Raw genomic sequence first — 15,414 nt, forward strand, 5'->3', positions numbered from 1 at the left:
TCACTGACTCACTGAGTTACAGGTATAAAAAAGCCCGACCAAAATGGTCGGGCAAGAGGGCTTAGTTAAGCACCTAACGACAGAAACTGTCCTATCCTATGATGGCTTTCATATCAGTCATGTAGCCACGCAAGGTCTTACCTACCGATTCCACACCGTGTGAGCGGATGGCTTCGTTAATCTCAACAAGGCGTTTGTTCTCTACTTGATTAGAAGCAGCAGTCAAACCCTTACCGATAACGCTGGTATCAATAGCAGGCATAAATTTCTCACGCAAAATTGGAATTGCTGCGTTAGCAAACAAATAGTTTCCGTATTCTGCTGTGTCTGAAATTACCACATTCATTTCATACAAACGCTTACGTGCGATTGTGTTAGAAATTAGCGGTGTTTCATGCAGTGATTCGTAGTACGCAGACTCAGGCAGAATTCCAGCTTCAACCATTACGTCAAACGCAACTTCAACACCACACTTGATCATGGCAACTAGCAAGATGCCGTGGTCAAAGAATTCTTGTTCGCTGATTTCACCTTCGTAAGCAGGTGCGTTTTCAAACGCGGTTTCACCGGTCTCTTCACGCCACTTAAGTAGGTTCGCATCACCATTGGCCCAATCTTCCATCATGGTGCGAGAGAATTCACCGCTGATGATGTCGTCTTGGTGCTTTTCAAATAGCGGACGAAGTAAATCAGTTAACTGCTCAGAAAGCTCAAACGCTTTCACTTTTGCAGGGTTTGATAGACGGTCCATCATGTTAGTTACACCGCCAATCTTAAGTGCTTCAGTAATGGCTTCTAGACCGTACTGAATAAGCGCACCTGCATAACCTGGGTCAATACCATCATCAACCATTTTCTCGAACGCAAGTACTGCTGCAACTTGTTGCATACCACATAAAATGGTTTGCTCACCCATAAGGTCAGATTTAACTTCAGCCACAAATGAAGACTCAAGTACACCTGCGCGGTCACCGCCAGTTGCACTTGCCAGTGCTTTGGCTTGATCCCAACCTTTACCTTCAGGGTCATTTTCTGGATGCACAGCTATTAGTGTTGGTACACCAAAGCCACGCTTATATTCTTCGCGTACTTCTGAGCCTGGGCTTTTCGGCGCACACATAATAACTGTGATGTCGGTACGAATTTGCTGACCTTCTTCAACAATGTTGAAGCCGTGCGAGTAACCTAGCGTTGCACCTTTTTTCATAAGCGGCATAACTGCCTCTACTACACTTGCGTGCTGCTTATCAGGTGTTAGGTTGTAAACTACATCAGCTTCTGGAATAAGCTGCTGATATGTACCAACAGTAAATCCATTGCTTGAAGCGCGTTTGTAAGAGTCGCGTTGCTCATCGATCGCTGCCTGACGCAGCGCATAAGAAACATCTAACCCTGAGTCACGCATATTCAGGCCTTGGTTAAGGCCCTGCGCGCCGCAGCCTACAATGACAATTTTCTTGCCTTTTAAGAACTGACAACCGTCAGCGAATTCATCGCGTGCCATAAAACGGCAGCGGCCAAGCTGGTCTAACTGCTGGCGAAGTGACAGGGTGTTGAAATAATTAGCCATAAAAATTTCCGAACAACATTCATTTTTGTCAATATCAAACACCGACCTTGGCGTTGACAGACCTCGTCTATGACGACTTGGTAGTGAGACTAAAAGATTTCTTTTGTTTTGGAAAATGATATATTTGCAAGATAATATTGCATAAAGTGAAATATATATGGATTTTCGCAGTCTACAGCTCTTTAACCACCTGGCTACCAGTCTTCACTTCGGCGTCACCGCTGAGGCCATGTATGTATCGCCATCTACGTTAAGCCGTGTAATTCAGCGTCTTGAAGACGAGTTGGGCTGCACCTTGTTCAAACGGGATAACCGTAAAGTCGCGCTCACCCATAGCGGGCACAAGTTACTGTCCTTCTCAAAACAAGCGTTAGCTGATTGGCAGCAATTAAAAATTGATTTAAAAGAAGATAGCGATGCACTCCAGGGAGAACTAAGTGTATTTTGCTCGGTTACCGCTAGTCAAAGCCACTTACCCGCTATGCTTAGACAGTTCAGGCAACAGCACCCGGGTGTTGATATACGCCTAATTACCGGCGATCCTGCCCTTGCGATAGAAAAAGTGAAAGGCAAACAGTGCGACTTATCTATTGCTATCTACACCCCTGATATGCCGACAGATTTGCATTTCACTGCTCTTGATAATGTACCTTTGGTACTTATTGCGCCAAAGGAATGGCGACTTACTCAGCTAAACCAGCTGGATTGGACCAAGCATCAGGTGATAATGCCTGAAACAGGGCCAACGCGACGCACTGCCTATCACTGGTTTGCCGAGCACGGTATTCGGCCGAATGTTTATGCCTATGTGGGCGGTAACGAAGCAATTGTAAGCATGGTAGCGCTAGAGTGTGGTGTAGGCTTTGTGCCAAAGGTAGTGCTCGACCATTCCAGTATGGCTAATGCGGTAACCCAAATTCAGGTTGAAGATATCGAGCCTTATGCCCTTGGCCTATGTTGTTTACAAGATAAGCAAAACGAACCGCTTATCAACGCCTTCATGCAGCTAAACTTGCATTCTCGAGGGTAAATTATTTTATTAGTTGCGCTCAGTTAGTACTGAGCTGCTTTATAAGGTTATCGAGAGCACGATAGCCGAGCGCTTCTGCGATATGAGCTCTGGATACGGCAATTTCTTCTTCAAGGTCGGCAATGGTTCTAGCCACTTTTAGCGTGCGGTGAAATACGCGCATAGATAAATTAAGTTGTTTCGCGGCTGCTTGTAAAAAGAGGAGATCTGCGTCATCTAGCAAACAGATGTCGGCAAGTTCACCCGCGTGTAAAGCGCCATTGGGTTTGCCTTGTCGAGACTCTTGTTTTTGCCGTGCAGCTATCACGCTTTCCCGCATGTCATGCAATGAGTCATTAGGTCTATTACCCCGCTCTGGCAAGTCGTAGTCTGGAAGCCTAGGCACCTCGACTTGTATATCTATTCTATCTAGCAGCGGGCCTGACAAACGGTTTAAGTAGTTCAGCTGCTGCTGAGGTGTTAGACGGTTGTCGTCGATATCTCCAGTAGGGCTGGGGTTCATGGCCGCTACGAGTTGAAAATTTGCGGGATACGTTGCACTTCCTGATGCACGGGATAAATGCACGTCACCGGTTTCAAGCGGTTCCCGCAATACATCCAGCGCTTTTCGGCCAAATTCGGGGAGTTCGTCTAAAAACAAGATACCGTTGTGGGCCAGCGAAATTTCACCTGGTACTGGAGTAGAGCCCCCGCCCGTAAGTGCTACGGCAGAACTTGTGTGGTGGGGGGAGCGTAAGTGGCGGGTTAGAAAACGTTCAGCATTTAGCTTTTCGCCTTTCACTGAATGGATAGCAGCGACTTCCAAGGCTTCTTCTTCACTCATATCCGGTAATAGCGACAACATTCGACTGGCAAGCAAGCTTTTACCTGTGCCTGGCGGGCCTACCATCAATAAGTTGTGAGCCCCGCTAGCTGCAATAATTAAGGCCCGTTTAGCCTGCTCTTGGCCGATAATATCGTCCCAACCCGTTGGGGAGTTACATGATGAATGAGAAGTGAAAGGCTGCCCTTTGGCGAGCTTTTTGTTACCCGTAAGGTGTTCATACACAGATAGAAGATCGAATGCGGGAAAGCGTGTGGCGTGGGAAACCAAGGCTGCTTCAACATCGTTATCTCCCGGATACACAAGGGCTATATCTTCGTTCGCTGCCGTCATCACTACAGGAATAAGCCCGTTAACCGGTTTAATCTCACCGTTTAGCGCTAACTCGCCCACAAAGGCAATATTAAGCAGGCTAATATCTGAAATGTAACCCGATGCTGCTAAAATGCCAACGGCAATAGGAAGGTCGAACCGCCCGCCGAACTTTGGAATATCAGCCGGCGCTAAATTAACCGTTATACGTTTGGCAGGAAACTCGAAACCACTGTTAATTAGCGCGCTGCGTACCCGCTCACGGGCTTCTTTCACACTGGTTTCCGCCATACCGACCAGTTGAAAGGCAGGTAGGCCATTAGCCAAGTGGATTTCAACACTTACCTCTGGTGCGGACACTCCCTGCCCTGCAAAGGTTTTAACAACAGCCATTCCCATATTGTGAACACCCTCTCTTCTTACTCACTCATTTTTTGCCTAATTAAAATTTCAAAACTTAGGCGCGGCCAAATAGCCAACGCACTAGGCATAAACTCTAGAGAGAGTGGGATGAAGATGTAACTGTACTAACGACGGGATTTATCGCCAATACTCATCAAACTAGGGCATTGATTGCCTAGCCAGCCAACGAAGGTTAAATGCTAATGTTGATCGTTGTAAAATACAGGTAGCTGCCAATGCCAGCGCATGGCGCCTAGCCTAAACAATACCGTGGTTGCAAGGGCCGCAATACCGCACCATTGGGTAGCCAGGTTAAATTCAAGAGCGATGCCATATACAATACCGCCAGCAATACAGGTCATCGCATAAAGCTCGCCGTTTAGTACCAGCGGTACTTCGCGACAGATTACGTCTCGTAATAACCCCCCAAATACGCCAGTAATGGTGCCCATTGCTACCGCCACTGCCATGCCTGTGTCGTTGGCTAAGGCTTTCTCTATGCCCACGACATTAAAAAGTGCTAGCCCAAAAGCATCGGCGATTAACAGGTAGTGAAAAGGGAAGCGTGGGCTAATTCGCAGCCAAACAATGGGAATAAAGGCGGCAATTAGCGTGGTGTACAAGTAATCGGTATCGGCAATCCAAAACACGGGCACATCTAGCATCACATCTCGCAAGGTACCGCCGCCAATGGCTGTAGCACTGGCAAGCACTACCACGCCAAATCCATCCATGCGTTTTTGATAAGCCATAAGGGTGCCTGAAATTGCACACACGGCAACGCCTGCCAGGTTTAACCAGTGAAACCAATCGAACATGCTTATTACCCTTTTACTACTCTTAAGAACTCGCTATTTCTACCGCAAAAACTTGATCAAACCGTGTGTTTCATGCTATTTCTTTGCCCAATACCAATTCGCGGTTTAGCGCGCATTGCGTTTAGGGGTAAAGCCATAGCCCCTAACGAACAACATTTCATTTTTATAATGCCAAAGGAATACGGCATTGTAAGTCAAAGATATCATATAAAACAAAGCGCTACTGATCTGTAAGCAGTAAGGCTTTGTCGCCCTTCGCTTGAACGACCTAAGATGATTTAATACATCATCAGTATGACATGCAATTTTGAGTAAAACAGCGCGTATTGGAAAACAAGCCAAAGCATTACTGGTTTACCACTGTTTTTAAGTTTCACACAAAGGTCTAGCATTAAACCCTAGCACCTAAAATTAACGGGAAGGATTTATGCCCAAGTTACGTTCTGCAACTACCACACAAGGTAGAAATATGGCCGGTGCTCGTGCGCTATGGCGTGCAACCGGAATGAAAGATTCTGATTTCGGCAAGCCTATTATTGCTATTGCTAATTCATTTACGCAGTTTGTACCTGGGCACGTTCACCTCAAAGATCTTGGTCAGCTAGTAGCGCGCAGCGTGGAAGAAGCCGGTGGTGTCGCCAAAGAATTCAATACGATAGCGGTAGATGACGGTATCGCCATGGGACACAGCGGCATGCTATATAGCTTGCCGTCTCGTGAAATCATTGCTGATGCAGTGGAGTACATGGTGAGCGCACACTGCGCGGATGCCATTGTATGTATTTCTAACTGCGACAAGATCACCCCGGGAATGTTAATGGCGTCTATGCGTTTGAACGTGCCCGTTATATTCGTATCTGGCGGCCCAATGGAAGCGGGTAAAACCAAGCTTTCAGACCAGCTGATTAAACTTGATTTAGTTGACGCCATGGTAGCGGCTGCTGATGAAAAAGTGAGCGATGCAGATACTGACGAAATCGAGCGTTCTGCCTGCCCAACGTGTGGGTCGTGTTCGGGTATGTTTACTGCAAACTCAATGAACTGTTTAACCGAAGCGTTAGGTTTATCACTACCGGGCAATGGCTCTATGCTGGCCACTCACGCCGACCGTGAAGGCTTGTTTAAACAAGCAGGTAAGCAAATTGTTGAGCTTTGTAAGCGTTATTATGGCGATGATGATGAAAGTGTATTGCCACGCAACATTGCTAACTTTAAAGCGTTTGAAAACGCTATGAGCTTAGACATTGCTATGGGTGGCTCAACCAATACCATTTTGCATTTGTTAGCAGCGGCAATGGAAGGTGAAGTGCCTTTCACTATGGATGATATCGACCGCTTGTCTCGCAAAGTACCTCACTTATGTAAAGTAGCGCCGTCCACACCTAAATATCATATGGAAGATGTTCACCGTGCCGGTGGCGTACTAGGTATTTTAAACGAGCTAAATAAAGCGGGCTTACTAAATACCGATGTTAATCACGTCTTAGGCAAACAGCTTACTGAGGTTATCAGCGAGTGGGACATCACTAACCCTGAAAACGAAGATGCGATCACCTTTTTCCGCGCAGGCCCTGCGGGTATTCGCACTACTAAAGCCTTTAGCCAAGATTGTCGCTGGGATGAGGCCGATGCCGATCGTGAAAATGGTTGTATTCGCTCTATCGACAATGCGTTTAGCCAAGAAGGCGGCCTTGCTGTGCTTTATGGCAACTTAGCCGAAGATGGCTGTATTGTTAAAACCGCAGGTGTGGATGAATCCATCCTAAAATTCAACGGTACCGCGCGTATCTACGAGAGCCAAGATGATGCGGTAGCAGGCATATTGGGCGACGAAGTAAAAGCCGGTGACGTCGTGTTTATTCGCTATGAAGGTCCTCGCGGTGGTCCAGGCATGCAGGAAATGCTATATCCAACGTCGTATTTGAAATCGAAGGGGCTGGGTAAGCACTGCGCGCTAGTAACCGACGGGCGTTTCAGTGGTGGTACAAGCGGCTTGTCTATTGGACACTGTTCACCAGAGGCAGCCAGCGGTGGCGGTATTGGCTTAGTTGAAGACGGGGACAAGATTGAAATAGATATCCCTAACAGAAGCATCAACATCGTTATTTCAGATGAAGCACTTGCCGAGCGCCGTGCAAAAATGGAAGCAAGCGATAAGCCCTGGAAACCAAAAGATCGCGTACGCGAAGTGTCTACATCACTTAAGACCTTTGCCGCGCTAGCAACCAGTGCCGACAAAGGTGCAGTGCGCGATGTCAGTAAGTTGGAAGACTTGTAATGGAAAACGAGCACGTTAGCGACCACGAGTATTTAAAAAAGATATTACTCGCTCCCGTTTACGATGTGGCGGTGGCTAGTGAACTTTCTTATATGTCTTTGCTTTCAGCTGAGCTTGGCAATGAGATCTTTTTGAAACGAGAAGATCAGCAGCCAGTGAAAAGCTTTAAGCTGCGCGGAGCCTACAACCGCATCTGCTCATTAAGTGAAGCACAACTGCAAGCTGGCGTTATTGGCGCATCAGCGGGTAATCACGCACAGGGCTTAGCATACAGTGCAAAAATGAAGGGCATTCAAGCGACTATCGTGATGCCCGAAACCACCCCTGATATTAAAGTGGACGCTGTACGTCGTTTCGGTGGTGATAACGTAAATGTAGTCTTGCATGGCACGAGCTTCGACCAGGCAAGCAACCATGCCAAAGCGTTGTGTGATACCCACGGCTATACTTTTGTGCCTCCCTTCGACAACCCCGATGTAATAGCTGGGCAAGGTACTGTTGCACGAGAGCTGTTGGAGCAGAACCCAAATTTGGATATTTTGTTTATTGCTGTTGGCGGTGGCGGCCTAGCCGCGGGAATTGCGGTGTACTTAAAGCAACTCAAACCCAGTATAAAAATTGTAGCGGTTGAGTCAGAAGAGTCGGCCTGTTTTATTAAAGCAAAAGCGCAAGGCGAGCCTACAGAGCTGGAAAGCGTAGGTATTTTCGCCGATGGCGTGGCTGTTAAAGTGATGGGGCAAGAAACTTTTCGCCTGTGTAACCGTTTAGTCGATGAAACCATTACGGTTAGCAATGATGAAATATGCGGGGCTATAAAAGATATCTTCGATGATACCCGCGTTATAGCCGAGCCTGCTGGTGCTCTATCTATAGCGGCGATTCGTAAATATGCTAAGCAACACGACCTTAAAGGTAAAAAGTTAGGCGGTATTTTATGTGGCGCAAATATTAACTTTCATACCTTGCGCTACGTGTCGGAACGCTGTGAATTAGGCGAGCAGAAAGAAGCCGTTTTTGCCGTTAAAATTCCTGAAACTAAAGGCGCGTTTAAACAGTTTTGTGAATGCGTTGGGGCAAAAGCGATTACTGAATTTAACTATCGTTACGCAAGTGAGAGCGAAGCGCATATTTTTGTTGGGGTTAAGCTAAAAGGCGGTCAACAAGAATTTGCGACCCTTCAAAGTGACCTTGAAAGTAAAGGATATGACTGCGTTAACCTAACGGATAACGAGTTAGCTAAGCTTCATGTTCGGCATATGGTAGGCGGTCGCCCGCCAACTATACTCAACGAGCAAGTGTTCAGCTTTGAGTTCCCGGAGCGCCCAGGTGCACTACTGAACTTCTTAAACACGTTAGGTGAGCAGTGGAACATTACTTTATTCCACTATCGTAACCACGGGGCTGCGGAAGGCTTGGTATTGGCTGGTTTTGATATTGCGCCAGAAAGCCGAGATGACTTTAACCAGCATGTTGCCGAGTTAGGCTATAAGGTTGAAGAAGTAACGGATAACCCTGCGTATCGCTTTTTTCTGTCGCAACCAGCATAACGTTTTGTCCGCTATGCACAGCAGCCTTCGATAGCTATACATTCAAAAGCGAAACTTAGTTCGTTTTAAACCTTTTTTCGCTTTGTATTGCTTCACGTTAAGCGCAGGTTTACCGAGGAGCGATACAAAGCGGCACTATTTCAACTTTACTATATCAGCCTCTATGGAGGCCTGGCTGAGTGCCTATTGAAATATAGGTATAAGTTAGGAATACGGCCAATAAAAAACCCATGCGGATGCATGGGTTTTTTTACGCCTTTAACAAAGCGATAGTCTTTGTTGCTTACAACGCTAATTTGCCGAATTAAGCGCAACATTTTCCAAATGCTGAATCATCTCAGGCCATATCAGCGCCATCACGTCAGCCCGCAAGGCTTCACACTCTTCCGAGTATTTTAAGCTGCCGTCTTTTTCTGAATCTAACCAATGATTATCTTTTAATGCGCCGATAAAGCTAGATAATACGTTCTTATCGTAAAACTCAGGAGAGCTTAAGCCATAAAGGGCTGATAAGCGCTCAGCAACTTGTTTACTTTCTCGCTCTAATGCACTGCGGCTAATTACTTTTTCTTTATCGAGAATAGTCAGTACTACGGCATAGCGCTGCAATGTTTCTTGCATACAGCGGCTTAATAACCAAGCAGAATGGAACTGTTTGCAGTGTGCATCTGGGGGGAGAAGCTCACCGTCTTTTTGGCGCAACAGCCCGTTGTCTAACATCGCGGTGATCAGCGCATCAGTATGCGCAAGTGCTTCATCTTGTGTTAGATGCAAAAACAGTTCTTTTTGCAGCAAAGGATAAAGTGCTGCAATGAGTTGGAAAATACTGTTCTTGGTTGCGCCCTTCTTAGCGAAGATAGACGCCATGATAAGGCCGGGTATGGCGAACAAATGCAAAATATTGTTGCGATAATAGGTTAGGTATACAGCAGATTTAGGCTGAGGGCTGATCAAACGTCCGTAATCGTCTTCTTTAACATCAAAACGACCTAATTTTAATGTATCCCGAAGCAATTCTTGTGCTGATGAATCTGGAATAGTGGCGTCATCACTAAAGGGCACTGTTTTGAACAAGTTCATGAAGTCATCCATGGCTTGTTTAAGCTCCATCTCACTCATGGTCTGCCTTTTAGAAGACAGTAAACATAGCGAAGCTAATGCCATGCCGTTAAGTGCCGCAGCGCGGTTAATGCGCGTCATGACGTTGTTAGCCAACTCATTAACGGCAGGTGTTAACCAAGCAGGCTTTTTCTCTGGCTCGGCATCGCGACAGTCGCGCCAGTTCGGCACATGGCTTTCAAGGAACTGATTAAGAGCGATAGGCTCACCAAAGTTCACATATCCATGCCCGTAATTCTTAAGCTTACGAATGGCTGAGAAAACCTGAAGGTTAGACTCTTTTTTCTTCTTTGAGCCTTTAAGCTCGTTCAAATAGCTCTTCACTTCCATCACATTTTCATAGCCAATGTAGACAGGAACAATACTAACTGGGCGGTTAACGCCTTTAAGCATGGCTTGAATTGTCATGGCCAGCATACCGGTTTTCGGTGGAATTAGGCGACCAGTACGGCTGCGTCCACCTTCAGGGTAGTATTTTACAGAGTAACCTTTGTTAAACAGCAGCTCTAAATACTCTCTAAATACCGCGGTATAGAGCTTGTTGCCTGCAAAACTACGACGTAGGAAGAATGCACCTCCTCTGCGAAACATTTTTCCAACAGGCCAGAAGTTAAGGTTGATACCCGCTGCAATGTGAGGCGTTACCATACCTTCGTGATAAATCACGTAAGTTAATAACAGATAATCCATGTGACTGCGGTGGCAAGGCACATAGATAATTTCGTGACCGTTAGCGGCCAGCTCACGTATACGCTCTGCATGACCTACGCTAATGCCGTTGTAAATCTTGTTCCAAATGCGTGTCAGCAATCTGTCACCGAAACGGATAAGCCCTTCACGATAATCTGCAGCAATCTCGGTGATATAGCTTTGAGCCCGCTCTTTGGCCTTTTCGTGTGTGACCTTTTTGCTTTTTGACTCTTCGGCGATCGCACGACGTACGGCATCTGAACCCAATACACTGTTATTGAGTTCTTGTCGCTCTAGCAGCGTAGGGCCAGTCATACTTTGACGTTTACGTTGAAAGTGAGTACTTGCTACGCGTACAAGTTTGTGTGCGATGCTTTGGTCACTACCATGCTGATTTGACATGGCGCGCGCCGAGACAGCTTTAGAATAATTAATAAAGTTATCACGGCCTAAAAACAGCACGATGAAAAGTTTACGTAGCCAGCTCGGTGCAGCGTTATCAGCAATTAGGTCGCTCAACCCTGGGTTACCGCGCCCTGGTGCACGACCCCAGGTTACATAAACAGGAACTACCTGTAGATCGAGGTTTTCGTGGTCTCGGTGCAAATGGAAAAGGTCAGTGAAAACGTCTTCAATGCCCGTATCTTTGGCTGATGAGCGAAAAAGAGGCTGAGTTTTACGTAAAAATAGAGTCGATGAGTACTCTCGACCTGCCAGTGTAAGCGTGTCAGTTGGGCTAGGAAGGCCTAGGTATTTAGTCGACATTCTCAGCGCAAGCTGGTCGGTCACTGAGTTAGTGGGAAGTAGATAAACAATAGGCTTGCTCTTATCTATTCCTAATTCGGTTTCAACGTTAACTGGAATACTGTGAGCTTTAACCAGTAACTTAACAGGATAATGAAATACCGACAGAAGGGCTTTTCGCATCCACGACATGAATTATGTAATCCTATGAAATAAAAACGGGTGAAGTGTAACACAATCGCGTCACAATCTCGCGACGAGCCATTGTTATTGATTTGCTTGTTTTACAGACTCCCTACCTAGCGGTAAGTTCATGAAATTCATAAGCGCCTGTATTTTTATATCTTCGTAACTTTGTTTAGGGTAAGGCTCACTGACCCTTTTAGCAATGCAACATTAGAAGTATTTAAATTGCTATAAGCTTTGATAATTACTACTTTTATAAGGGTTAATGAATGTGAGCATGTAGTAGTGGATGAACAAAACCGGTTAAAGACGATTGATGACTTTTTGCTCAGTGATGAGGTGCCGTTAGATCTTGACGACCTTATGGTTGTGTTAGCAGGGGCATATAAGGTGCCTATCGCGCTAATAGGAATTGTTGGTGAATTTGAAGAAACATTCAAAGCGCGATATGGAACTACACTTTCTAAAGTGAGCCGTGAGCATGCCTTTTGCAGTTGTGTTGTAGAAGAGCGCAAACAAGTTGTTGTTAACAATGCCCACGAGGACCCCAAGTTTAAAGATAATCCATTAGTTACGGGTGAGCCGCACATCTGCTTTTATGCAGGAACTCCCATTGAAATTAATGATGAGATTATTGGTGCTGTCTGTCTTATCGATACTGTTCCTCGAGAAATTGATGCCAAATATCTTGAAGTGCTGAATAGAATTGGAGCGCTTGTTAGCCAGCATATTTCTCTTTCTAAAGAGCATGAAGCACTCAAGCGTGAGCATGGGCTAATAGAAAAGTCCCCTATTGTTCTGGCTACGTGGCGAAATACTACGTCGCTCAAACTGGTTCATATCTCAAAAAATAGTGAGAGTGTGTTGGGTATATCGGCACAAGACTTACTGTGCGGCGCAGTCGAGCTTGGCGATGTTTTAACACAAGACGCTGAGGGCGACTTTACATTTGCCATGCAGGCGCATATGGAGGGCGTGGAAACGCATACCTGTCGTCTTCAAATAGCTACGCCCACACGTACCATTTGGGTAAGTATGATCTCTACGGCGAGTTTCCGTGAAGACGGTATGTTGTCTTCAGTTCAGGCGTTCTTATTTGACACCAGCGATCAGAAATATGTGGAAGACAAGCTCAACAAAACAAACCAGCGCATGCGGCTGTTATTGGAAGCCTCTGAATTGGGCACGTGGGATTGGAATTTGGCCGCTGATGTAAACCAAGTAAACAAGCGTTGGTGTGATATCGTCGGTATGGAATATGAGTACTATGATACCAGCTCTCGCTTTTTCAGGCAGTTAATTCACCCTGCGGACTATGTAAAAGTAGAAAAACAATTAAACGAGCACATCATTGGTAAAAGTAAGGTTTTCAATACCACGTTTCGCATGAAACATACTAACGGCGCGTGGGTTTGGGTTGAAACCTATGGAAAAACCGTCGAATCTGACGTTACGGGTAAGGCTATTCGCGTTGCTGGTATTCATCGCGACATTACGCAGAGAATGGAAAGTGAGCTTCATGAGAAAAAGAAAACCCAACTACTTCAATTTATAAATAAAACCCGTGCCTCTTATCTTCAGAACAACGATTTAACCATGGCCTGCCAAACGGTATTACCCGAGCTTATTGATATCTCGGATAGTCAGTTCGCTTTCATTGGGCAAATGAAAGGTGAAGGCGATGCATCGAAGCTGTTTATTCATGCTATTTCTGAAATAGTCTGGGACAGCAGCAGCTTTACGCAATACAACGAGTACAAAAAGCGAAACTTGTATTTCAGCAGTTTCGATAACCTTTTCGGTACCACAATTCTAACCGGTGAGGTAACGATTAGTAATGCCTCAGGAAGTCATCCAAACTCAAAAGGGGTGCCCCAAGGGCACCCCCGCATTAGTCGATTTTTAGGGCTACCGATTAAGATCAAAGATAGAGTGGTGGGCATGATTGGTTTAGCCAATAAGTTCGAGCCCTACACCTTCGATGATGCTGAGTTTTTGCAACCTCTATTAGATGCATTAGCCGGTCTTTTCTATGCGGTTGAACTGGAAGAATCACGCGCGATAGCTGAGGAGAAGTTGCGTAAGCTGGCCATGACTGACTCGCTAACTGGGCTGTACAATCGACGAGCTTTCGTTGATAAATGCCATCAGCTCTCTGCACAAAGCAATAGAGTGAGCGTAGCGGTAATCGATATAGACCACTTTAAAAAGGTTAACGATACTTATGGACATGATGCAGGAGACCAAGCACTAATTTCGGTAGCCCACCTCATCGAAGAATATTATGTGGAGCCCGATATTGTTTCACGTCTTGGTGGAGAAGAGTTTGCGATAGTAGCAATTTCAGACAACAAAAGAGACGAAGAAAGGCGATTTAACAAACTTCGAGAGGCTGTTGAAAAAACAGAAGTTAAATACAAGAAAGACACGATATTCGTAACAATAAGTATTGGTGCTGTCTTTGCTGAGGATAGCTTGAATCTTGACCTTAGTGTGTTACTTTCCAAAGCGGATAAACTGCTATATACGGCGAAAAAGAATGGCCGAAATCGAGTTATTCTAGAGTAATAAAAACTTTAGGCTGTGCGAGGTTTCACGTATTTGACAGCCTTAAGCCCCCTAGTTTTTATATACTAGGTGCTAGCCCCATGCAGCTTGCTCCATAGTTTCAAGATTTTGCGCTTGTTATTTGCTTTTAGGTGTATATACTTACAGGAACTGTATGAACAGACAGGTCTTTTATGCGCCCACTCACAGCTCGACAAACTGAAGTTTTAGAACTTATTAAAACAACCATGCAAGAAACGGGAATGCCGCCTACGCGCGCGGAAATAGCTCGTCAACTTGGTTTTCGTTCTGCCAACGCAGCAGAAGAACATTTGAAGGCATTGGCGCGTAAGGGCGTAATTGAAATTTTGCCTGGTACCTCGCGTGGTATTAAGTTAAATATCCCCCTCGAGGATACTGCACCAGAAGAAGAAGGCTTGCCTCTAATAGGGCGCGTGGCGGCTGGTGAGCCAATTTTGGCGCAAGAGCATGTAGAATCCCACTACAAGGTCGACCCTGCTTTGTTTCAGCCTCAGGCAGACTTTTTACTTCGTGTAAACGGCATGAGCATGAAGGACATCGGTATCTTGGATGGCGATCTTCTTGCTGTGCATCGCACGACTGATGTCCACAACGGTCAGGTAGTGGTCGCGCGGGTGGATGAAGACGTTACGGTGAAGCGTTTAGAGAAACGCGGTCGTGAAGTTTTACTTCATGCTGAAAACGAAGAGTTTTCGCCAATTAAGGTAGACCTTGCCAGCGAGCCTTTTGCTATTGAAGGTATTGCCGTAGGTGTTATTAGAAACGCCGACTGGATGTAAGGTTTTAGCATCTTCAATCAAAAGCGGCGTATTAGCCGCTTTTTTTATGCCTTTTAGTACCATATTTTAGTTAATTTTCTTAGGTTAGCGTTTGTTAGTATGTCTCAAAACTACGAAATCTGGCATCACCATTGTGCGAAAGATATGCGCTATTTGGCCCGAGAATGAATTGGCTAATACACATTTATTATTTGAAAGTTTGTTTGAAAAATAGGACGAGCGATGTGTTAATTGTTGATTTTATGACCAAATGAAGCTTCATCCTCATCAACACCCCGTTCAAAATGCGCGTTTGATTTTTTAAGCGCCGCGAGCACGCCCAATATCCTCTCCAACAAAATTGTAACGTAAGCCTGCCACAAGAAATGGTTAAAAATTAGCCTCTTCATTAAATTTTTAATAGAAAAGACTAGACGACACGACATTATTGCGCAATTCTTATACAGAGATTAACAAAATAATAACAATGACTCTAAATTTGTTTTACAAGTTGAGGTGATGGGTCAATCGTTCGCAAACCATTTGGT

General features: G+C 45.5%; 9 protein-coding genes. 5 read left to right on the forward strand and 4 right to left on the reverse strand.

Annotated elements, in window-relative coordinates:
• Window positions 1-91: 91 nt before the first annotated feature.
• Window positions 92-1,570, reverse strand: a complete 1,479-nt coding sequence (gene ilvC / locus ACXACS_RS02055; protein ID WP_474803458.1) for a ketol-acid reductoisomerase — start codon at window positions 1,568-1,570, stop codon at window positions 92-94.
• 157 nt (window positions 1,571-1,727) lie between these two features.
• Between ilvC and ilvY the strand changes: the two genes are divergently transcribed.
• Window positions 1,728-2,600, forward strand: a complete 873-nt coding sequence (gene ilvY / locus ACXACS_RS02060; RefSeq protein ID WP_474803461.1) for an HTH-type transcriptional activator IlvY — start codon at window positions 1,728-1,730, stop codon at window positions 2,598-2,600.
• A gap of 19 nt (window positions 2,601-2,619) precedes the next feature.
• Here ilvY and ACXACS_RS02065 read toward each other — a convergent pair whose 3' ends face one another.
• Window positions 2,620-4,134 (reverse strand): YifB family Mg chelatase-like AAA ATPase, encoded by a 1,515-nt coding sequence (locus ACXACS_RS02065; protein ID WP_474803464.1) that lies wholly within the window; start codon window positions 4,132-4,134, stop codon window positions 2,620-2,622.
• A gap of 203 nt (window positions 4,135-4,337) precedes the next feature.
• Window positions 4,338-4,955 (reverse strand): trimeric intracellular cation channel family protein, encoded by a 618-nt coding sequence (locus tag ACXACS_RS02070; protein ID WP_474803467.1) that lies wholly within the window; start codon window positions 4,953-4,955, stop codon window positions 4,338-4,340.
• A gap of 427 nt (window positions 4,956-5,382) precedes the next feature.
• Here ACXACS_RS02070 and ilvD point away from each other — a divergent pair, with 427 nt between their 5' ends.
• Together ilvD and ilvA are read left to right on the forward strand one after the other, a co-directional pair.
• Window positions 5,383-7,233, forward strand: a complete 1,851-nt coding sequence (ilvD, locus tag ACXACS_RS02075; protein ID WP_474803470.1) for a dihydroxy-acid dehydratase — start codon at window positions 5,383-5,385, stop codon at window positions 7,231-7,233.
• The gene (ilvA, locus tag ACXACS_RS02080) at window positions 7,233-8,780 is read left to right on the forward strand and encodes a threonine ammonia-lyase, biosynthetic (protein WP_474803472.1); all 1,548 of its coding nucleotides are present in this window, start codon (window positions 7,233-7,235) and stop codon (window positions 8,778-8,780) included. Before ilvD ends, ilvA begins: the two co-directional genes overlap by 1 nt.
• Before the next feature lie 291 nt (window positions 8,781-9,071).
• On the opposite strand, the gene plsB is transcribed toward ilvA, so the two are convergent.
• Window positions 9,072-11,525 carry a glycerol-3-phosphate 1-O-acyltransferase PlsB gene (gene plsB / locus ACXACS_RS02085; protein ID WP_474803475.1) on the reverse strand — a complete coding sequence of 818 codons (2,454 nt, stop codon included), beginning with the start codon at window positions 11,523-11,525 and terminating at the stop codon, window positions 9,072-9,074.
• Between the two features lie 279 nt (window positions 11,526-11,804).
• Between plsB and ACXACS_RS02090 the strand changes: the two genes are divergently transcribed.
• On the forward strand, window positions 11,805-14,087 hold the full coding sequence (locus tag ACXACS_RS02090; protein ID WP_474803477.1) for a sensor domain-containing diguanylate cyclase: 2,283 nt from the start codon (window positions 11,805-11,807) through the stop codon (window positions 14,085-14,087).
• A 173-nt stretch (window positions 14,088-14,260) separates the two neighbouring features.
• Window positions 14,261-14,887: a transcriptional repressor LexA gene (lexA, locus tag ACXACS_RS02095; RefSeq protein WP_474803480.1), complete on the forward strand. Its 627-nt coding sequence runs from the start codon at window positions 14,261-14,263 to the stop codon at window positions 14,885-14,887.
• Window positions 14,888-15,414: the final 527 nt, after the last annotated feature.

The sequence above is a fragment of the Alteromonas sp. AWM4_230 genome (assembly GCF_056158305.1).